Origin of the sequence: Anaerococcus sp. NML200537 (assembly GCF_026131715.1) — a bacterium.
Lineage (GTDB): Bacteria > Bacillota > Clostridia > Tissierellales > Peptoniphilaceae > Anaerococcus > Anaerococcus kampingae.
Genome location: NZ_JAMXSL010000014.1, coordinates 21,006 through 40,430, shown reverse-complemented (window position 1 = coordinate 40,430; position 19,425 = coordinate 21,006). Strand labels below are relative to the sequence as shown.

The window sequence follows — 19,425 nt, the reverse complement described above, 5'->3', positions numbered from 1 at the left end:
ATGAAAATTAAAGAGGTAGAAAAATTGCTTTCAGCTTGCGAAGTTGATTTTGAAGAATTAAAAAACAATATGTTTAGAAATCCTTCAGATGCTAAAGAAGATGATAAAGCAGATATCAATGCTATGTTAATAAACAGGATTAGAAAAAATATAAACTCAAGATTATATGAGATTGAAAATGGGAGATATAGATGACCTTTGAACAATTACAAGAAAAAGTGTTAAGTTGGGCAGATGATAAGGATTTGCTCCACGCTGAAAATGCCCCTAAACAGTTTATGAAGTTTATCGAGGAGGTCTTCGAGTTTAAGACTGAATTTAATATTTGGGGTTTGTATAAAAAATTCAAACACGATAAAAAGATCGAGCAGGATTTTTCGATTAAGGAACATGATGTGTGGATGAGTATGAAGGATGAAATGGGAGATGTTTTTGTAACCTTGATTATCCTTTGTGAGCAGATTGGGGTTGACCCTGTTGAGTGCTTGTCTATGGCTTATGATAAGATTAAGGATAGGAAAGGAAAGACTCTACATGGTACGTTTGTGAAGGAGGAGGATCTGTAGATGGGTAAGATTATATATTTAATTTCTTTTTTGGATAAATTTGGCAATACCTCCCTCCTCTTTGAGCTTTTATCGATGGCAGCTTTGTTTTTTGGAGGATTGTTTTATCTGCATACTACTGGAACATTAGATGGTTCTGAAGAAAAATTGATTAAAAGGTTTTTAAAGGTTGCTGGGGTATTTTTTATAATTTCCCTTGTGGTTACTATGCTCATACCATCTAAGGAGGAGATGTATATGATGGCTTTGACTAAGGATTATGAGGTTGAGGATGTGTACAGGATGACTAAAGAAGAGATTAAGGGGAGTATTGATTATGTTTTTAATAGGATTAAGGAGTTAGAAGATGAATAGGCAGATGAAGCGAAGATTTACTAAAAATCTCAATCTTAAGGAGTCGGATATTGACGAATTGTCTGAATATTTTAGAAAGCAGAATGAGGAGGCTAATAAGGAGCTTGTTATTAAGTTCCTTGGCCTGACTGTGGAGGCTTTAAGGCTTGAGTTTGGCTTTGGACAAAAGAGGATTGAGCAATACGGGGCTAGGCTTGATAGTTTGCTTGACTCTATTAATCTAGGATATGTGACTTTTGAGGATTTGCTGGAGGAGATGTCTATAAAACCTACTCAGATACTTAAAATTGACTATGGGACTAGGGATAAGATTAAGGGGAGGATTGCTTGATGGAAAAACATATTAAAGACCTTAAGAAGATTAAGGATAAGAAGCGTATTGCTGATACTAAGGCGACTCTCAAGGAGTATGGGGAGTGTCTTAAGAAGATTGATGAGTTAAGGCTTGAGATTGCTATCAAGAGGGAGAGTATCCAAGGGGTAGGCTCTGGCCTTGCTAATACTAATCCAAGTAAAGGGGGTGGTAGCAGCCAAGAAAGTAAGATTTGTAAGGTGATGGATGAGATCCATAGCAGGGAGAAACTTATCAAGGATATCAAGGGTGAGTATAAAGATTTAGACTGGGCTATTAAGAGCCTAGATGACTCTAAAATGATAGGTATCGTCTTTAGGATATGGATACATGGCACTTCTACTATGAGGCTTCTAGGGGCTGAATATGGCTTGTCTAAGTCGGCTATCTGGAAGAAGTCTGATTTGGCCTTGCTAAGAATTTACAAGATGATTCATGAGTAGGGGTGGACAAAAACACCTAAAAAGTATATAATTTAGGTAAGATGTTAAAGTGTAACTAATTTTTAAAAAACTGTTTAACTCTATAATTACAGGCGGTAGCGATACCGTCTTTTTTTATGCCTTTAAGCTTATGAGTCAGGCTGCCAACGCCCTCCTTATATTTATAAACTTTGATTACCCGGATAGTGCTACTTTATGTCGTTAATATGTTTGTTTTTCATTGGTTGTTGGTGGTCTGGCTGATAGGCTTAAATAAATATGGCTTGACTAATTGTTAAAAAAAGATTATTATGGAGACAATCAACAAGGTTTTTGCTGTGAAAGGATATATAGTTGCAAGAACTATTTCAAGTAATTAGTATCTCCATAGCTTTACCTGGCTGTGTTTACTCTATGGTGAAGCTTTACGAATGGTTTAAAAATAACAAGTAATATGATTTTAATTTAGTTTTTTAGCAGGTGTTGAAGTGATTGGGTGTTACCGTCACCTCCTTAAAAGAAAATAAATTTGCGAGAGATGATCTAGTTGTCCTGTTTAAAAAACTTGTATTTTTAACCAAATATGATAGAATATTAGTAGGAGATACTATGAAAGTACCTTTCACAATTTAGAGGTAGATTTTACGGTAGAATCTATGTATGAATGAATGAGAACTTGCAATCCTCAATCTCATCTTAAACCTCAACCCAGCTTTTAGCTAAAGCCCAGCAGTAAGGAGAGTTCAGTCGCTCTCCTTTTTGCATACAAAAAAATAAAAAAATTTTAAAAAGTCCTTGACTTATGTCGAACATTAATGTATGATATAATTAACAGTAAGAGATTACTGAATACGAGTAAGAGGAGGGAGATTATGGAAGAAAAAATGACTAATAAAATCTTTGAAACTTTGATGAAAGCTATCATTCAAATTCTAAAAGATGACGGTGTTAAAGAAGAAACCATAAAAAAAATAGAAGACCTTCTAGCTTAACAAAAAGTCTTCTAAATAAACAAATAGTACAGGGGTTCTTACTCGCCCCTTGTACTAACATTATATGTTAGAGTAAGAGAAAGGCAAGTATTTTGTCTAAAGATAAAAAGAAGATGGGCAGGCCTGTTATTGGCAAGCCTAAAACTACAAGGATTGGTATTAGGGTTGATGAAGATACTAATGATAAATTAGATTATCTTGCTGACAAACTTAATACCACTAAGACAAAGATTGTTAGAAAAGGCATTGATCTAGTTATTAAGGAACTAGAAGAAAAATTATAATTTATATTAAGGCAAGTTGTAAAAGGCTTGTCTTTTTTTGTACTTATTTTAGAAAGCGAGGTGATGTGCTTTGAAGAAATTAAGATTACAATGGATAAAATTTGCTGATGAGTACATCGAACTTGGAAATGCTTATCAGGCGGCTATAAATGCTGGTTATAGTGAAAATTATGCTAAGGCTCAATCTAGTAAATTGTTGGAAAATGTTGGAATAAAAGCTTATATTGAAGAGCGAATGAAAAAGCTTGAAGAAGAAGCTATTGCTGACCAAAAGGAGATATTAAAAGGACTTACAAGACAAGCTAGACGTGAGGAAAAAGAGTATCAAGTTGTGGTTATACAAAAACCAATATATGATGACAATGGTAATTTTTTAGGAATGGAGCAAACTCCACAAACGGTTGAAATTCCTACCCAAAATAAAGATTCTATTAAAGCATGGGAGCTTTTAGGTAAAAGATATCAGTTATGGACTGATAAGGTTGATATGACTTTGGATTTGCCGACTATTATATCGGGGGCTGATGAACTTGAAGATTAACAATGTTTCTTTGCCTGATGTTGTCGGTAAGGGTTATGGCACTTTTTGGAATTATAAGGGCAGGTATAGGGTTGTAAAAGGTTCTAGGGCTAGTAAAAAATCGACCACTACTGCTATGAATTTAATTTATAGGATTATGGAGTATCCAGATTCAAACGCTCTTGTTGTTAGAAAGACTTTTAGGACTCTTAAAGATTCGTGTTTTAACCAGCTTAAGTGGGCAATTCACAGGCTTAAGGTCGATAGGTATTGGAAAGCGACTACAAGCCCTTTGGAGCTTACTTTTTTACCTACTGGGCAGAAGATACTTTTTAGGGGGCTTGATGACCCTTTGAAGATTACTTCGGTAACAGTAGATAAGGGTTACCTTTGCTTTTTATGGATTGAAGAAGCTTATGAAATTATGGATGAGGACTCTTTTGATACCTTAGATGAGTCTATAAGGGGTAAAGTGCCAGAACCACTTTTTAAGCAAATAACGCTGTCTTTTAACCCGTGGAATGAACGCCACTGGATAAAGAGGCGTTTTTTTGATTCAGAAAATGATGAAGATATCTTAGCTATAACCACTAATTATAAGTGCAATGAATGGCTAGGTGAATCAGACAAAAAAGTATTTGAGAGGATGAGGAAAAACAATCCTAGAAGATACCAGGTTGCTGGACTTGGTAATTGGGGAATTGTTGATGGCCTTGTTTTTGAAAATTGGCGTGAAGAAAAATTTGATTTAGAAGATGTGAGAGAGTTTCAATCTGTTTTTGGTCTGGATTATGGATATGTTCATGATCCAACTGCCTTTGTTGTAGCTTTTGTGGATTTTAAAGACCATAAGATTTATATTTGGGATGAGTTTTATGAAAAAGCTATGACTAATGAAGCTATAGCTAAAAAAATTAAAAGTTTAGGTTATAGCAAGGAAAAGATAATTGCTGACTCTGCGGAGCAAAAAAGTAATGATAGGTTGAGGACTTTAGGGCTTGCTGGAGTTAATGGAGCTAAAAAAGGCAAGGACTCTATTATGAATGGAGTTACTTATTTACAAGAATTTGAAATTGTTATCCATCCAAGGTGTGTAAATTTTATTACTGAGATTTCTAATTATCAATGGGATAAAGACAAGTTTGGCAAATCGATTAATAAGCCTATTGATGATTTTAACCACCTTTTGGACGCTCTTAGATATGCGACTGAGGAATATCAGTTTGGGAAAGGAAATGGAATTAAGGTATTTAGAGGTGATTTTATATGATAGTTAATGAGAGGAATTATATAGCTTATGGATTGATTCCTACTAGTTTTGAGGAGTTTATAATTGATAAAGAAGATGTGATTGACGCTGATATGCTTGAGACTTTTATCATGAAGCATAAAAGCATGGTAAGAAGTAGGTTTAAGCCTCTACTGGCTATGTATCAAGGCCAGCATGAAGTTTTATATCAAGTGCCTAAGCCTTTGAATAAGCCTGACAATAGAATTGTGATGAACTTTGCTAAGTATATTGTGGATACCCTTAACGGGTATTTTTTAGGTATTCCTATTAAAATCAATCATGATGATGAAGCTTTTACTGAAAAGCTTGTTGACCTTGCTGATTTTAATAACCTAGATGATGAGCAGTACGAGCTGGCAAAAGATATGTCTATCTTTGGTGTAGGCTATGAAATGCTTTATATGGATGAAGATGCAAAGGAAAATATTATGCACCTTAATCCTTTGGAATGTTTTGTAATTCGTGATAATTCGATTAGAAAGAGGATTAAGTATGGAGTCCATTACTACACAGACCAAGACGGGAATTTAAAAGGGACTTTTTCAGATTCTGAAAAGATTTATTATTTTAGGCAGGGTGAAAAAGGACTTGTAATTGATGAGGGGACTGAACATTATTTCGGGGCTTGTCCTATCATCGAGTATAGGGAGACTGAGGAGTGCCAAGCGGCCTTTGAGTCGGTTTATACCTTGATTAACCAGACTAATAAGGTTGTAAGTGAAAAGGCTAATGACGTTGATTACTTCGCTGACGCCTATTTAAAAGTTATTGGTGTAGAACTAGATGAGGAAAACTTGAAAGATTTAAAAGAAAACAGGATTTGGAATTTATTTAAGAAGAATTCTGAGGTTGATTCTACTCAACCTGATGTTGGATTTTTATCTAAACCTGATGCAGACCAGACTCAAGAAAATTTATTGAACCGCCTTGAAGAAAAGATATATCAATTGGCGATGGTGCCTAACTTGTCAGATGATACCTTTGGAAATTCTTCTGGAGTGGCGTTAGCTTATAAATTACAAGGTCTGGATAACTTATGTAAGGCCAAGGAGCGTAAATTTACTGCTGGTCTTAATGCTAGGTATAAAATGCTCTGCAATTTGCCTAAATGGAAAGAAGATGACTACAAGGGTATTTCATACCAGTTTACCAGAAACGCCCCTAAGAACGTATTAGAGGAAGCACAGGTGGTAAATTCTCTTAATGGGTTGGTCAGTCAAGAAACTGCCTTATCTTATTTATCAATTGTCGATAATGCAAAAGAGGAAATCGAAAAGATGGAAAAAGAGGATGAATTTGATACAGATATACCACACGGCCACGGGGACGATTGGAGCATGATAGATGTCTATAGCAAGCAAGGATTATTGGAAGCAGAGAGAGTATCAAAACCTGCTAAAGTCTAAACAAAGAGATGAAGCTTTCGCAAAAGAAAGAGTTTCTTATATTTATGATGAACTTTTAAGGAATTTAAGAAAAGAAATTAATTCAAGTATCTTAAGATTTGCTAATTCTGAGGGCATCTCGATTGAAGAAGCAAGAAAAAGAATTAGCAAGGCTGATGTCAAAGATTATGAAGCCCTAGCTAAGAGGTATGTGAGGGATAAGGATTTTTCTCCAAGAGCTAATCGAGAAATGAAGCTTTATAATATTACGATGAGGCTTAATCGCTTGGAACTATTGAGTGAGATTTTGAAAGTCCATGCTATAGGTGCTGGATCTAAGATAGAAAATTCTTTGAAAGAACATCTAATCCAAGGCTCTATCGATGAATACAAAAGGCAGGCGGGCATCCTGGGGCTTAATATAAGCGAAAAAAGGATAATCAGGCGTGCAGAATTTATAGTCAATCAAGATTACCACAATGCCCGCTTTTCTGATAGGGTTTGGCGTGATACTAGGGAGCTTTCTAGAAGGCTTGAAAGGAATATCGAATCGGTTGTCCTCCAAGGTAAGAATCCTAAAGAATTTGCTAAAAAGCTTACTGATTTGGTGAGTAAAGATATTAAAAATATTAAAAGTGCTACTGAAAGATTAGCCTTTACTGAGTCGGGTAGGGTTTGGATTCAGACCCAGATGGACGCCTACAGGGAGGGAGGATATGAGTACCTAGAAATCATGACCGAGCCTACCGCTTGCAGGCACTGTAGCCCACATGATGGCAAGATTGTAAAGATATCAGAAGCAGTCGAGGGGGATAACATTCCTTTATGGCATCCAAGGTGTAGATGTACGACTGTAGCACATTTTAAGGAGGAATGATGGTTTTATTGCAAATTATTTTGATTGTATTAAAGGTTTTAGGCTATATTTCTTGGCCTTGGTATTTTGTTTTAGCTCCTTTTATCATAACCTTTTTACGAGGAATGATGAGAGGTCTACATGAGGGACTAGAAGATTTACAAAAAATTCTTGATAAATATGAAATTAACAATTAGATATTATCCTAAACTACCTAAAAGAAAGTGGATGTTGATACGAGAGGGCGGTGCTTATGAGCAACACGCTCATTTTTTATGCAAGAAAGACGCTGAAAATGTTAGGAAGTTAATTGATTGTGGGAAATATCCCTATAACAAAAAATACAAGATTGCTATGCAGAGGCTTTTGACTGAGGAAGAATTTAAGAAGCTTAAGAAGAAGCAAAGATACTACAATGTAAACAAGGGAGTTAAGAAATAATCGTGAATTAATCGTGTAAAAAAAACACACAAAACAAGTAAATATCAATAATTTAATCGTGCGTTTATCGTGCGATTTTTTTATGGAGCTTTAGTTTAATCAGGGAAAACACCAGACTCCAAATCCGGAAGATGAAGGTTCAAATCCTTTAAGCTCTGCCATGCCCAAGCTTTGAAGGCACTAAAAGCTAAGGATAGTTAAGCATTACAACTTAAAATTATGGAGGAAATTATGTCAGAAGAGAAAAAAGCTGTAATTGATGAGAAGCAAGAAGAAGTTAAGGCTGAGGATGTCACTAAAGAAGCGACTGAGGATAAGAAAGAAGCTGAATTAAAATATTCAGACCAAGATGTTGATGAGATCGTTAAGAAAAAGCAAGCTAAGTGGCAAAAACAGCAAGAAGAGAAAATCAAGGAACTTGAAGAAGCCCAAAAGCTGGAAAAGATGAATGAGGAAGACCAGCTAAAGTACAAGCTTGAAAAGTATGAAAAAGAGCTTGAAGCATATAAGCAAAGGGAAAATCAGAACGCTATGGCCAAGGTTGCTAAAAATATGCTTTTTGAAGAGGGAATCAAGGTCTCAGATGGACTCGTAGCTAATTTGATTACAGATGAAGCTGAATCTACTAAGGAAAATGTTAAGGACTTTGCTAAAGAGTTTAAGGAGGCGGTGGAAAATGGAATCACCGAGGCCTTGAGGGGCAAAAGTCCTGAAGTTAAGACAAGCGGAACAAAGTCGGCAAGTGCAACTAAGGCTGAAATACTGGGGATTAAAGACTCAGTAAAAAGACAGGCTGCAATTGCTGAAAATCTAGAATTATTTGAGTAAAAGGAGAAAATATGGCTGTTTTAGAAAATACAATGACTTCTGCAAATTATCTTAAAGTTGCAGATATTGATTTTGTAAATATTTTTGGAAATAAAATTGAGTCCCTACAAGAAATGCTAGGAATTCAAAGAGCACAAAAACTTAATATTGGTGATACTATCAAGACTTATAAGTCAAGTGTTACCCTAGCAGATGGGAATGTTGCACCTGGTGACATAATCCCTCTATCTACCACTAAAAGGGAACCAGACCAAGAATATACACTTGAGTACAAAAAGTATAGAAAGCTAGTACCAGCTGAGGAAATCCAAAAAAGAGGATTTACCGAAGCGGTTATTAAATCAGATAACTTAATGCTAAGAGAAATGCAAGAAAATATCAGAAATGACTTTTTCACACAATTAAAGTCTACTAAGAAATCAGTTACTGCAAAAAGCGTGAAAGATGCTTTTGCCCAAGCGTGGGGCAATGTAAATACCGCCTTTGCAGGAGAGGGGACAGGCACAATCGTATTTGTAAACCCTCTTGATGTAGCTGATTATTTAGCAAATGGCAACATTATAGTCCAACAGGCTTTTGGTCTACAATACCTAACTGGATTTATGGGAACTACAACCACTATCGTTACCTCTCTAGTACCAAAAGGAGCTATATACACTACTGCACCTGAAAACTTAAACCTTGTTTATGCAAATGTTGCTGGTGGTGAAATTGCCAAGGCTGGATTTGGTTTTGTATCTGATAAAACTGGAATTATAGGTGTTGCCAGAGAAGCTGGACTGGATAGAATATCAGTTTCTACTTATGCAATGTATGCCCTCAAGCTATTTGCTGAAAGAACTGACGGGGTCTTTAAAATCGCTATTAAAGCACCTGCTGGAGCTGGAGCGTAAAAGTTAAGGAGGTGGGATTATGATTGATAATCTCATGACCTATGAAAATTTAATAGGGGATATAGATAGGGATTTGATAATGTCGGTTGAAGCTTTGCAAAAGGCTAAAATGCTTGGTGTTATGAGTCCTTTTCTAGTCCTCGAGGAAGTGCCTGATGAACTTAATTATGTGCTTGTAGAACTTACAATCTACAGATTTAACACTATAGGTTCTGAGGGCATGAGCAAAGAATCCAAGACCGCTGGGTCTGAAACTTACGATACAAAGTATGAGGATAAGCTTTTGGAAAAGTGTCTTGATTATGCTAAAAATAGGACTTCTTTTTCTAATAAATGGGAGGTGAAACTCCTATGAGATTTGACAAGAAAGCTATTTTTATTAGGACACTTAGAGATGAGTACGATTCTGAAATTGGTGGGATGAAGCCTATCGAGATACGAGATGAAAAATATTGCTCTTGCAGGGCTTTAGGTGTGGAGCTTAAGAATGAACTCCTATCTAAAATAGATGTAGGGGCAATCAGTCTTGTTATTAAGGGTCTAGGTAAGGATTACGACCAAGTAGAAATTGATGGCAAGAGATACAAGGTTCTAGCTAAAGAAATCTTTAGGACTAAGACAGGCTATATGGTAGGTGAAATATGAGGATAGAAATTAATGGCGGTGATACGCTGGTAAAAAAACTTAAGACTATCAAAAACCTAGAATTTGCTAGAAAGACTGTTAAAAAGCATGGGGCTTTATTGCAAAAAAAGATGAAGCAAAATGCAACCCCTGGAGTTATCTTTGTAAAAGGATATTCGACTGGAGAGACTAAAAGGTCTATCGAGCTTGATATTGAAAATGGCGGTCTAACTGCTGTTGTAGCTCCTAATACTGAATATGCAGCTTATGTGGAGTTTGGTACTAGGAAGATGGAGGCTGAACCTTTTGTAAAACCTGCCTTGAATGATGTTAAAAATGGATTCTTAAAAGATTTGGAAAAGATGTGATAAATGGAGCAGGAACTTTATGATTTAATTTTTAGCAAGATAAAAAAACTGGGGTATGACTGTTACCAATCTTTGCCAAGGAAAGGAAGCAAATACCCCTTTGTGATTGTAGGAGAGACACAAATCATGCCTATGATGACCAAGTCTTATTCGATGGGTGAAATATCAATTTTTGTCCATGTATGGACTAGTGATAGGTCTAGGGCTGAGTGTAATAAGATATGCCAAAAAATTAGAGAAGAGTGCGGGAAATTAGAGAAACTGCACTCTTTTTATATGTTTGAAAGTAACACTAGGATTTTAATCGATGATACGACCAATCAAATGCTTTGGCATGGTGTCATGGATTTTAATTATAAATTTTATTAAGGAGTGAAAATGAACGAAGCAATATTAAAGCCAATTTATGGTAAAGATAAAATATTAATGTTTAGACTTCTAGATGAAGCTAGCAAAAAATCTGCAGCCAAACTTGCCCTCCAAATTGAGCATAAAATAGGGGCTGAAAGAAGTGTAGATACTACCAAAACAAAGGATGGGGCTGTTAATTCTGATGGTGGTGTTGAGTACTCACTTGATCTAACTGCTGTAGCTAGTCAAGATGAAGTAAATGAAATGCTTATGAGGTCTGTAGATGAACAAAAAACATTAGAAGTATGGGAAATCAACCTAGCTGGAGAGAAGCAAGGGGAGAAATATCCTGCCCTTTATATGCAAGGCAAGCTTGATTCATGGGAACTTCCAGCAAATGTTGAAGATTTAGCTGAAATTACTTCATCTATGAAGATAGATGGCAAACCACAAAAAGGCTTTGCGACTATATCTGAAAGCGATAAGCAAACAATACTATACACATTTAGGGATGTTACCCCATATACAGAAGGAACAAGTAGATAAGGCTAGGGCACTTTAATTAGTGTCCTATATTTTTTAAGTAAGGAGCAATTATGAATTTAATTATCAATGGAAACGACTATGAACTTAACTTTGGACTAAAATTTTGTGCGGAAATATCAAAAGACAGGTCAAAAAATACTAATGGTATTGATATTAGGCTAGGAATTGAAAATGCAGTATCTGCCCTTTATACAGGGGATGTGCTTATCCTACCTGATTTAGTTAAGGCAGCGACTGCAAGCTGTAAGAAAAAGCCTAGTGATAAGGAAATTGAAGAATTTTTAGATAATCATGAAGACTTGGGGGCTTTGTGTGATGATTTTTTATCTCAATTGATAGAGCAACCAGCGACCAAGAAGAAAGCCCTACAAGTTTATCAAGGTCTAAAGGGAGCTTTGGAGGAAGAGGAAAAAGCGAAGTAAAGCCTGTATATTATCGTGATTTGCTTTTGGATGGCCTTAGATACCTTGATATAGATTTAAGGAGCTTAGAGAGGCTAACACTTGTCGAATATAAGCTTTTAATGCAGGCTTATGCTCTTAGAAAAATTGATGAAAGAAAAGAAGCTATTGAGCTTGAGTTTGTAAAAAGGGCTTTGAAAGCGACTGAGGAAAAAAGCAAAAAAACTTATTATGTAGTCAAGGATGTAAAAGAAATCTTTGATTATGAAGAGGCTGAGAAAAAAATTCTAGGCGTAAAGGAAGATGAAGAAAAATTTGATAGATTAAGGCAGATTGCTCTTAGACTTAGAGAATTTAAAAGGAAGGAGGGCGGAATATGAGTTATAAAGTTGAAGCTGTCCTTTCGGCGGTGGATTATGGATTTGCTGCCCAATTTGATAAGGCTACAAAATCTGTTGAAAAACTGCAAAAACAGGCTAGTAAGGTTGGCGATTTTAGCAAAAATATAGGGGCAGGAGTTGAAAAAATAGGTTCTGGATTGACTAAAGGGCTTACACTACCTTTAGGGGCTGCCTTTGCAGCAGCTGGTAAAAAATTTGCTGACTTTGAGCAGGGGCTAGTAGGTGTTGGAAAGACTACTGGCCTTGCTGGTGAAGATCTTAAGGATTTTGGAAATGAGATATCGAAGATGTCTTCTGAAATTCCTGCTTCTACTACCGACTTGTTACAATTAGCTGAGACTGCTGGCCAGCTTGGTATCCATGGTAAGAGTGATTTGCTAGAATTTACTAAGGTTATGGCTGAGATGGGTTCAGCTACTAACTTAGCAGGTGAGGAGGGGGCGAAATCCCTTGCTAGATTTGCAAATATCATGGGTCTAGATGTAGGTAAAAATGTCAGGCAGGTAGGTAATGCCATAGTTAGACTTGGAAATAACTTTGCTACTTCGGAGGGCGAAATTATGGAGATGTCTAAGAGGCTAGCTGCTTCAGGAAGGCTAGTCGGGGTAACTACCCCTGGTGTTTTAGCCCTTGCAACCGCAATGTCTTCAGTAGGTATTAATGCTGAGGCAGGCGGTACTGCTATGTCTACCATCATGAAAAAACTAGGTGATTATGCAGTTGGAAACAAAGGCAGGATTGATGAATTAAACAAAAAACTTGAGGGTAGCGGATACACTATAGAAAAACTCTATGATTTGATTGATAGAGGCGGAGACAATGTTAGCGAGCTTCTTTATGGTGTTGCTAATAAAATTGGCATGACTAAAAAAGAACTTAAGTCTACGGTTATAGCAGCAGCAGAAGGTGAGATGAAGCTTAAAAAATTAGCAGAGGTTTCTGGCATGAGTGCTGATAAGTTTTCTGAGGCTTGGCGTAAGGATCCTATGATAGCTATCCAATCCTTTATGAAAGGTCTAGATGACTTACAAAAATCAGGCGGCGAGATGTCTCAGGTTCTTGACGAATTAGGAATCAGAGGAATAAGGGAGACTAATGCCGTAAAATCTTTAGCACAAAATAATGAATTATTGGCGGATGCCATCATGCAAGCAAATGACGCTTATATGTATGGCAACGACCTTGCTGAAGAAGCAGCCCAAGCTTGGGATACCTTAAGTTCTAAACTTAAAATGTTACGTAGTACTTTAGGCAATATTGCTAAGGATATTTTTAGTACAGTTGCACCTACTATCAAGGAACTTGTAACAAAGCTAAATGACCTGGGTAGGAAATGGTATAAATTATCAGAAGAAACCCGAGAAGCTATAGGACAAATGGTCCTTAAGGTTGGGGCTTTAGTGGCTGCACTAGGTCCTGCTTTAGTGGTAGGGGGTAAGGTGGTGCAAACTTTTAGCCCTATAATCGGCGTGTTAAGTCAAGTCGGCAATGCTTTTGCTAGTTTTACAAGCATAGTCGCACCAAACATGAAAGGATTTGGGACTGCTGTAAATGCAGGCGTGACTATAGCAAATGTGGCCATGAAGTCCCTTTTTAGTGCTTCGGTGGTGGGGATTGCTATAGCTGGTCTTGGTCTTTTATACTCCAAGTTTGGTGAGCAGATAGATAAGCTTATAGAAACTGCTTGGTTTAAAGGGCCTGAAATAATTAAAAAGCTTGGAGATGGCATTACAAGTAAACTTCCTGATTTAATCGATTATGGAGCCATAATGGTGAGCTATCTGTCAAATGCTATAGCAGCTAATTTAAAAGCAATCATACAGGTGGGAGCTGATATCCTTGTATCTTTAGCCCAAGGTGTAGCAAATAACATGGACTCCTTGATTAATTCAGCTTTGAAGATAATCAATACCTTAATCCAAGGTATAGCAAATAACTTGCCTAGATTGCTTGAGGCAGGAATTGAGGTCGTATCATCCTTTGCTGAGAGTATTAGCAAAAACTCAGGAAAACTTATAGGAAGTGCTTTAGAACTTATAGGGTCTTTGCTTGAGGGCATAGTCCATAACTTGCCAAGGCTAGCTGTTGCAGGTATGCAAGTGGTTTTAAATTTAGGCGATGGAATTATTGACAATCTACCTAAAATTTTAGAGGTAGCTACTAGAGTCGTCTTGTCATTTTTAAGTGGAGTCAAAGAGAACTTACCTAAATTAGTATCACTTGGCTTACAGTTACTCCAAAATATGATTGTAGGGATACTGGATAACCTCCCAAGAATGATGGAGACTACAGCTAAAGTCGTAATCACCTTTATACAAGGAATAAATGAAAATCTTCCTCAGATTATATCAAGCGGTGTTGAATTTACTGTAGCAATCGTAAAAGGAATAATCAGGAATTTACCTGCAATCCTTGAGGCAGGGGCTAAAATCGTAAAGGCTTTAGCTACTGCAATCCTTGAAACCCTTAAAATTCTAACTGGTTCACTTGTAAGTGGCGTAAAAACTTTCTTTACTAGTATTTTTAGCCCTGGTAAGGAAAAGGCGGATGAAACTGGTAAAGATATCAATCAGACCATGGATAACTTGATTGCTGATATCGATAGCAAGACATCTGATATGAGCCTTATCATGGGAAAAAATATCGGCATCGGAAAAGATGATGTTTTACGTAATGTTGGAGATATGAAAGTCCAAACTATGGGCGATATCTTGGCGATGACAGGCAAAACTACCCAAAATGTAGAAGACTGGACTAAAACTATTAGTGGCAAGTCGGCTGATATGAAAACAAACGTCTTATCTGCTACTGGTGATATAAGTAGTGATGTGGCTAAGAAGTTTTCTGGCATTCAAAATGATATGTCCTCCAAATATGGTAGGGGTGTCGATGATGTCAAAAGGTCTTCTAGCGAGCTATCGGGAAAATTACCTGCTGATGTTGGTAAGATGAGCAATGCGACTGCTAGGGAGTATGAAAACTTATCTAGAAACATGACTAGGTCTGCAAATAATATGGATCTAGAAGTTAGTAAGTCCTTTAATAATATCACAAACAATATCAATGCGAGCTTAAGTAGGATAAATTCTAATGCAAATAGCGGTTTAGACAAGCTAGGGGCTAATTTCAACAGGTCCTTTAATAGTATTGCTAATACTGTTAATCAGGGGGTAAGCAGGATAATTGCTAGCATAAACAATATGAATAGCAGGCTAAATTCATCCTTTACCCAGTCTTTTAACAGGCTTACTAGCATGACTAGGACTATGTGGAATAACTTTATAAGTGTGGCTAATAACTCTTTAAATAGGTATTACAGCACTTTTAATATAACCCTTAACAAGACAAACAGGATATATATTGACCACTCAAGCAGGGTACAATCACAGGCTTTTAGCATGTGGAATGGGATAATATCAGCTACAAATCAAGGAGCTAGCAGGATGGCTAACGCCTTTATTCAGGCAGGAAATAGTATGAGAAGTGCAAGCTCTAACATAGCAAGTGGTGTTGTAGATTCCTTTAGAGGGCTTGAAAATAGCATGTATACCCTAGGTTATAACGCTGGTATAGGCTTTAATAACGGTCTAGCAGCTACCCAAAATACGATTTATAGCATGGCAAGTGGCATAGCTAATAATGTTGCTAGCAGGATTCAAGGTGCTTTAAATATTCATTCTCCATCTAGGGTTATGATGAGTTTAGGCTCTTATGCAGGCGAAGGACTGGCAATCGGGCTTGAAAAGTCTAAAAGATATGTCAATTCGGCTGTAGATGGATTGAGTGATAGCATACAAGGCGTGAATACTGGCTTTAATTCAAGCTATAGGGGCTTTGAATCAAATAGACAGGCTATTCCTATAGTACTCAACTTAAAGATGGGTAGGAACGAATTTAGGGCTATGTCGAGGGATATAACCCAAGAACAAGGAAAGGATTTAAGATTGGAGGCTAACTTTGACATATAAGTTTGTTGATACAAATGAGGCAGCTTTTAAAAGTTACGCCTCTATCCAAACTATAGTAAATGGAACTAATCTAGATAGGTATCTAGATGGCTTTAGGACGCTTAATGTTTCTGGCAGGTCTATAATTGCTAGGGATATAGAAACTTTGCAATATAGCTCGAAAAATAATGCTGGAAGCAAGGCTACTAGGGCTAATAATGCTAGTTTGCAGGCTAATAAGTTTTTATCTTCTACTGTCCAAAACGTGATTATTGAAGTCGAATTTTTGCTTACTGCTCCAAATAATGAGCTTTTTAGAAAGTATCTTACCTGGCTTACTAAAAACTTGCTGGAGGAAGAAAGCAAGTGGGCTTGGACTGACGATCCTTTTTATTACTATGTAGGTACGCTTACTGAAATGGGAAAAGTTGTAGAAGACTCAAACACTTACAAATCAAGCTTTAAGATAGTTTGTGTCGACCCTATGAAGTATAGCAAGCAAAGTAAGACTATAAAGGGGTCTGGAAGTAAAATTCAGATGCCTAAAACTAGCGATGTAATCGAGATTTTAAATATAAAACTAATGCCTAAAAGGGCTACTGATAAAATTATGATGGTTAATTATAACCAAGAACTAAGAGTTATTTTAGATTATAACTTTAAGACGGGGAATGTGATAAACTTTGCCCCTGATAAGGATGTAAAAATCAATGGCCTAAATGGCATGACTGCCCTTAATCTTATAAGTGATAAGGAAGACTTTAACGCTCAAAGTGAGGAAGTTATAAGCCTTAATACTGAGTGTGATTATGAAATTGAGTACAGGTTTAGGAGTTTTTAGATGTTATATTGTTTTGATAAAAAAGAAAATTTATTAAGGGAAATTAACTCTGATAGCCTTGTATCACCTATACAGACTGAGTCTTTAAACTCCTTGATGATTTTAGAGTTTGGTGTTTTGGTTAAGGATATAGACCTTATGGATGATGTTGAGTTTGTAGCCCATAAAGATGTGGAAAATCCTAACAGAATCCAAATGTATAAGGTCTTATCCTCCATTTCTGAAGATTCCTATGTGTCTTATCAGGCTATCCATATCCTTTTTGATGAATTAAAATCCTATGGATATATAAGGGATAGGCGACTTAAGCAAGTAAAGGCTAGTGCTGCTTTAGAGGCAGTCTTACAAGGCTCTAGGTGGCAGGTGGGGGCTTGTGATGATAGCGACCTATTAACTACTAACTTTTATGACTTGAGCAGGCTTAAAGCCTTATCCAAGGTCATAAATATTTGGGGCTTGGATTTAGATTTTTATCTTACTTTTGACGGATCAAAGATATCTGGAAGATATGTAAGATTAGTATCTAACAGGGGCGAGGACACAGGCGAAAGGTTCGTCTATGGGTCTAATGCCCTTGAAGTAGTGGCTGAGATTGATAAGTCAGAAATCTATACAAGAATTATCCCTAGAGGTAGGGGCGAAGAAAAGTTTGATGAAGATGGAAAAAGTAAGGATACTTTTGGACGCAGGATAAAAATTGATGAAGTAGCCTGGTCTAAAAGCAAGGGAGACCCTATAGATAAGCCTCTAGGTCAAGAATATCTTGAGCTTGAAGAAGCTACAAAGAAGTTTGGTTACTCAGACGGGACGCCAAGAACCAAGGTGCAAGTCTTTGAGGATATAGAAAAGCCTGAAGACTTAATCAAGGCTGGATATGACTTTTTAGTTAATATCTCAAGACCTTTAGTCCAGTTTAAAAGCAAGGTTTTTAAAGAGTCTAGGACTAGTGTAGGTGATATAGTTAGGATTATAAGAAAAGACCTAGGCATCTACTACATGACCAGGATTTTTAAGGTCAGAAGAAATCTGATTACAAAAAATGTAGAAGTAGAATTTGGAGATAAGATTGTAAAAAGCCAGCTTGAAAGAGAAAAGTCTTTAAAAGTCGATATTGAAGCCCTTAAAAGCAAACAAAGAGATATGACCTTATCATTTAGAAATAGGGTTACAAAGGCTATGACTGAGGCGATGTTTAATCAAGATGGCTACAATTACGAGCTTAAAAAGGGCAATGAATATGGCTTGCCAGCAGGCTATTATAGCTTTGATAGGGATATAGATGATAATCCTAGCAAGGTTATATATGTCGGTGCTGGGACTATGGCGATTGCTAACTCTAAAAAATCTAATGGCGATTGGGATTTTAAGACCTTTGGCACTGGTGATGGCTTTGTAGCTGACCTTATAATCGCTGGCATGATTAGAGGCGGTAAAGTCAGGTGGAATCTTGATGATGGCACTTTTCTTATCGGTGATTCGGTTGATAAGTATACCATGTATTGGGATGGGTCTACCTTATACTTGAGGAACGTAGATATCGACCTATCTAACAATTACGATATAAAAAATATTAATAAGCAAATCAAAGAAACTGAAGACAATTTTAATGAATCTGTAAGCAAGGTAAATAATGCAGTTTCTAATTTAGATGGCAGGGTAACAAGTCTAGGAAGCTCAGTAGATGCTAGACTTACCAATGTTACTGGAAGCATTGAGACCATTAAGCAGGATTTTAAGGTAGGTCAAGGCAGGCTTGAGTCAACTATAAATACCAAAATTGATAAGCTAAATGCTGATATAGAGATGGATTTCAAAAATCTAGACCAGCGTATAAGTACAAATATGAGTGGGATTGCAAGTTTAAAATCGCAAATCAAACAAACAGAAAGCTCGATTACTCAGTCGGTTGCTAGTCAGATAAAGACGGTAAATAACAAGGTAGATAATGAGAATCGTAACTTAAAGTCTTATGTTGATAAAAACTACTCTACTAAAACCCAGGTAGATAACTTGCTGACCAACGAATCTAGCAAGATTAAGACTTATGTAGCTGATAATTACTCCACTAAAACTCAGACATCTAGCATGATATCAAGTGAAGTAAGCTCCAAAATTAGCGGGGTAAATAGTCAGATATCCAACCTGTCTAGTAGGCTATCACAGACAGCTAGTGAGTTATCTACTAAGGTTACTAGTGGCCAAGCTGAGTCAATCTTTAAGCAGGAAGCTAGTAAATTTACTTTCAAGGCTAGTCAGATTGACTTTAGTGGAAATATGAATCTTACAGGAGAATTTAAAACTTACAACGGATACGGTAAATCGGTTCACTTGCACGACCAGGAACTGGATTTTTATCAAAATTACTCAGGAAACACCAAGCTTGGGACACTGGGAATAATACAAAATTATAACGAGAGGTCCTATAGGCTTGATTGGAGGCATGAAAGAGAATCTGCCTTGAGTATATCGTACGGGGGTAACAATGTTTTTTATCCATATGTACTTTTTGATGAGTACAATGTCGGTGCAAGAAGAGGATATCCCGAAAGAAAACAACCTATAAATTTTTATAAAAAAGTCTATTTCGCGGATACCATATATGCAGCAGGAGGGGAATTTGTAGGAGGTATTACATCAGGTGGAGACATCAATTGCAAGGGTTACTTAATTGCAGATGGAATAAGAATAGAGCACCGGGGTAGTTATGTAAGGTTTAAGGATGTAAACTCTGGAAGGTCGGCATCTTTATATCTGGAATAGAC

Annotated in this window: 24 protein-coding genes and 1 tRNA gene; all 25 read left to right on the top strand. The window is 36.7% G+C overall.

Going from position 1 to position 19,425, the window contains the following annotated elements; genetic code table 11:
- The 25 genes from NH288_RS05545 to NH288_RS05425 all read left to right on the top strand — a co-directional run bounded on the left by NH288_RS05545 (window position 1) and on the right by NH288_RS05425 (window position 19,423).
- Window positions 1–195 carry a hypothetical protein gene (locus tag NH288_RS05545; protein ID WP_265213752.1) on the top strand — a complete coding sequence of 65 codons (195 nt, stop codon included), beginning with the start codon at window positions 1–3 and terminating at the stop codon, window positions 193–195.
- Window positions 192–566 (top strand): MazG-like family protein, encoded by a 375-nt coding sequence (locus NH288_RS05540; RefSeq protein ID WP_265213750.1) that lies wholly within the window; start codon window positions 192–194, stop codon window positions 564–566. Before NH288_RS05545 ends, NH288_RS05540 begins: the two co-directional genes overlap by 4 nt.
- Window positions 567–920, top strand: coding sequence for a hypothetical protein (locus NH288_RS05535; RefSeq protein ID WP_265213748.1), 354 nt, complete (start codon window positions 567–569; stop codon window positions 918–920).
- Window positions 913–1,251 (top strand): hypothetical protein, encoded by a 339-nt coding sequence (locus tag NH288_RS05530; RefSeq protein ID WP_265213746.1) that lies wholly within the window; start codon window positions 913–915, stop codon window positions 1,249–1,251. Before NH288_RS05535 ends, NH288_RS05530 begins: the two co-directional genes overlap by 8 nt.
- Window positions 1,251–1,715: a hypothetical protein gene (locus tag NH288_RS05525; protein ID WP_265213744.1), complete on the top strand. Its 465-nt coding sequence runs from the start codon at window positions 1,251–1,253 to the stop codon at window positions 1,713–1,715. Before NH288_RS05530 ends, NH288_RS05525 begins: the two co-directional genes overlap by 1 nt.
- A 1,063-nt stretch (window positions 1,716–2,778) precedes the next feature.
- On the top strand, window positions 2,779–2,970 hold the full coding sequence (locus tag NH288_RS05520) for a ribbon-helix-helix domain-containing protein (protein WP_265213742.1): 192 nt from the start codon (window positions 2,779–2,781) through the stop codon (window positions 2,968–2,970).
- Between the two features lie 70 nt (window positions 2,971–3,040).
- Complete coding sequence (locus NH288_RS05515) at window positions 3,041–3,511, top strand: terminase small subunit (protein WP_265213740.1); 471 nt, start codon at window positions 3,041–3,043, stop codon at window positions 3,509–3,511.
- Window positions 3,495–4,760, top strand: coding sequence for a PBSX family phage terminase large subunit (locus NH288_RS05510; protein ID WP_265213738.1), 1,266 nt, complete (start codon window positions 3,495–3,497; stop codon window positions 4,758–4,760). The genes NH288_RS05515 and NH288_RS05510 overlap by 17 nt, the downstream gene beginning before the upstream one ends.
- Window positions 4,757–6,187, top strand: a complete 1,431-nt coding sequence (locus tag NH288_RS05505; protein WP_265213737.1) for a phage portal protein — start codon at window positions 4,757–4,759, stop codon at window positions 6,185–6,187. The genes NH288_RS05510 and NH288_RS05505 overlap by 4 nt, the downstream gene beginning before the upstream one ends.
- Window positions 6,126–7,043, top strand: coding sequence for a minor capsid protein (locus NH288_RS05500; protein ID WP_265213735.1), 918 nt, complete (start codon window positions 6,126–6,128; stop codon window positions 7,041–7,043). Before NH288_RS05505 ends, NH288_RS05500 begins: the two co-directional genes overlap by 62 nt.
- Window positions 7,043–7,219: a hypothetical protein gene (locus NH288_RS05495; RefSeq protein WP_265213733.1), complete on the top strand. Its 177-nt coding sequence runs from the start codon at window positions 7,043–7,045 to the stop codon at window positions 7,217–7,219. Before NH288_RS05500 ends, NH288_RS05495 begins: the two co-directional genes overlap by 1 nt.
- A 31-nt stretch (window positions 7,220–7,250) precedes the next feature.
- Window positions 7,251–7,463 (top strand): hypothetical protein, encoded by a 213-nt coding sequence (locus tag NH288_RS05490; protein ID WP_265213731.1) that lies wholly within the window; start codon window positions 7,251–7,253, stop codon window positions 7,461–7,463.
- Between the two features lie 84 nt (window positions 7,464–7,547).
- A tRNA-Trp gene (locus NH288_RS05485) sits at window positions 7,548–7,624 on the top strand.
- Window positions 7,625–7,694: 70 nt separating this feature from the next.
- Window positions 7,695–8,291 carry a DUF4355 domain-containing protein gene (locus tag NH288_RS05480; RefSeq protein ID WP_265213729.1) on the top strand — a complete coding sequence of 199 codons (597 nt, stop codon included), beginning with the start codon at window positions 7,695–7,697 and terminating at the stop codon, window positions 8,289–8,291.
- Between the two features lie 11 nt (window positions 8,292–8,302).
- Complete coding sequence (locus tag NH288_RS05475; RefSeq protein ID WP_265213727.1) at window positions 8,303–9,184, top strand: hypothetical protein; 882 nt, start codon at window positions 8,303–8,305, stop codon at window positions 9,182–9,184.
- Window positions 9,185–9,203: 19 nt separating this feature from the next.
- The gene (locus NH288_RS05470) at window positions 9,204–9,539 is read left to right on the top strand and encodes a phage head-tail connector protein (RefSeq protein WP_265213725.1); all 336 of its coding nucleotides are present in this window, start codon (window positions 9,204–9,206) and stop codon (window positions 9,537–9,539) included.
- Window positions 9,536–9,829, top strand: coding sequence for a hypothetical protein (locus NH288_RS05465; RefSeq protein WP_265213723.1), 294 nt, complete (start codon window positions 9,536–9,538; stop codon window positions 9,827–9,829). Before NH288_RS05470 ends, NH288_RS05465 begins: the two co-directional genes overlap by 4 nt.
- Window positions 9,826–10,176 carry an HK97-gp10 family putative phage morphogenesis protein gene (locus NH288_RS05460; protein WP_265213721.1) on the top strand — a complete coding sequence of 117 codons (351 nt, stop codon included), beginning with the start codon at window positions 9,826–9,828 and terminating at the stop codon, window positions 10,174–10,176. The genes NH288_RS05465 and NH288_RS05460 overlap by 4 nt, the downstream gene beginning before the upstream one ends.
- A gap of 102 nt (window positions 10,177–10,278) precedes the next feature.
- Entirely contained in the window at window positions 10,279–10,545 is a 267-nt protein-coding gene (locus tag NH288_RS05455; RefSeq protein WP_265213719.1) for a hypothetical protein, read from the top strand.
- A gap of 9 nt (window positions 10,546–10,554) precedes the next feature.
- A complete protein-coding gene (locus NH288_RS05450) occupies window positions 10,555–11,073 on the top strand; it encodes a phage major tail protein, TP901-1 family (protein WP_265213718.1) in 519 nt (172 codons plus the stop codon).
- A gap of 50 nt (window positions 11,074–11,123) precedes the next feature.
- Complete coding sequence (locus tag NH288_RS05445) at window positions 11,124–11,495, top strand: tail assembly chaperone (protein WP_265213716.1); 372 nt, start codon at window positions 11,124–11,126, stop codon at window positions 11,493–11,495.
- A gap of 26 nt (window positions 11,496–11,521) precedes the next feature.
- The gene (locus NH288_RS05440; protein ID WP_265213714.1) at window positions 11,522–11,854 is read left to right on the top strand and encodes a hypothetical protein; all 333 of its coding nucleotides are present in this window, start codon (window positions 11,522–11,524) and stop codon (window positions 11,852–11,854) included.
- Entirely contained in the window at window positions 11,851–15,843 is a 3,993-nt protein-coding gene (locus NH288_RS05435; protein ID WP_265213712.1) for a phage tail tape measure protein, read from the top strand. Before NH288_RS05440 ends, NH288_RS05435 begins: the two co-directional genes overlap by 4 nt.
- Window positions 15,833–16,663 carry a phage tail family protein gene (locus NH288_RS05430; protein ID WP_265213710.1) on the top strand — a complete coding sequence of 277 codons (831 nt, stop codon included), beginning with the start codon at window positions 15,833–15,835 and terminating at the stop codon, window positions 16,661–16,663. Before NH288_RS05435 ends, NH288_RS05430 begins: the two co-directional genes overlap by 11 nt.
- Window positions 16,664–19,423, top strand: coding sequence for a phage tail spike protein (locus tag NH288_RS05425; protein WP_265213708.1), 2,760 nt, complete (start codon window positions 16,664–16,666; stop codon window positions 19,421–19,423).
- The last annotated feature ends 2 nt before the right edge of the window (window positions 19,424–19,425 follow it).

Excerpts from the sequence above, each read along its gene's own strand:
- NH288_RS05490 (WP_265213731.1), top strand. The coding sequence starts at position 7,251 with ATGTTGATACGAGAGGGCGGTGCTTATGAGCAACACGCTCATTTTTTA.
- NH288_RS05425 (WP_265213708.1), top strand. The coding sequence starts at position 16,664 with ATGTTATATTGTTTTGATAAAAAAGAAAATTTATTAAGGGAAATTAAC.
- NH288_RS05475 (WP_265213727.1), top strand. The coding sequence starts at position 8,303 with ATGGCTGTTTTAGAAAATACAATGACTTCTGCAAATTATCTTAAAGTT.
- NH288_RS05545 (WP_265213752.1), top strand. The coding sequence starts at position 1 with ATGAAAATTAAAGAGGTAGAAAAATTGCTTTCAGCTTGCGAAGTTGAT.
- NH288_RS05495 (WP_265213733.1), top strand. The coding sequence starts at position 7,043 with ATGGTTTTATTGCAAATTATTTTGATTGTATTAAAGGTTTTAGGCTAT.
- NH288_RS05500 (WP_265213735.1), top strand. The coding sequence starts at position 6,126 with ATGTCTATAGCAAGCAAGGATTATTGGAAGCAGAGAGAGTATCAAAAC.
- NH288_RS05470 (WP_265213725.1), top strand. The coding sequence starts at position 9,204 with ATGATTGATAATCTCATGACCTATGAAAATTTAATAGGGGATATAGAT.
- NH288_RS05445 (WP_265213716.1), top strand. The coding sequence starts at position 11,124 with ATGAATTTAATTATCAATGGAAACGACTATGAACTTAACTTTGGACTA.
- NH288_RS05510 (WP_265213738.1), top strand. The coding sequence starts at position 3,495 with ATGAACTTGAAGATTAACAATGTTTCTTTGCCTGATGTTGTCGGTAAG.
- NH288_RS05525 (WP_265213744.1), top strand. The coding sequence starts at position 1,251 with ATGGAAAAACATATTAAAGACCTTAAGAAGATTAAGGATAAGAAGCGT.
- NH288_RS05480 (WP_265213729.1), top strand. The coding sequence starts at position 7,695 with ATGTCAGAAGAGAAAAAAGCTGTAATTGATGAGAAGCAAGAAGAAGTT.
- NH288_RS05460 (WP_265213721.1), top strand. The coding sequence starts at position 9,826 with ATGAGGATAGAAATTAATGGCGGTGATACGCTGGTAAAAAAACTTAAG.
- NH288_RS05435 (WP_265213712.1), top strand. The coding sequence starts at position 11,851 with ATGAGTTATAAAGTTGAAGCTGTCCTTTCGGCGGTGGATTATGGATTT.
- NH288_RS05505 (WP_265213737.1), top strand. The coding sequence starts at position 4,757 with ATGATAGTTAATGAGAGGAATTATATAGCTTATGGATTGATTCCTACT.
- NH288_RS05535 (WP_265213748.1), top strand. The coding sequence starts at position 567 with ATGGGTAAGATTATATATTTAATTTCTTTTTTGGATAAATTTGGCAAT.
- NH288_RS05465 (WP_265213723.1), top strand. The coding sequence starts at position 9,536 with ATGAGATTTGACAAGAAAGCTATTTTTATTAGGACACTTAGAGATGAG.
- NH288_RS05540 (WP_265213750.1), top strand. The coding sequence starts at position 192 with ATGACCTTTGAACAATTACAAGAAAAAGTGTTAAGTTGGGCAGATGAT.
- NH288_RS05530 (WP_265213746.1), top strand. The coding sequence starts at position 913 with ATGAATAGGCAGATGAAGCGAAGATTTACTAAAAATCTCAATCTTAAG.
- NH288_RS05450 (WP_265213718.1), top strand. The coding sequence starts at position 10,555 with ATGAACGAAGCAATATTAAAGCCAATTTATGGTAAAGATAAAATATTA.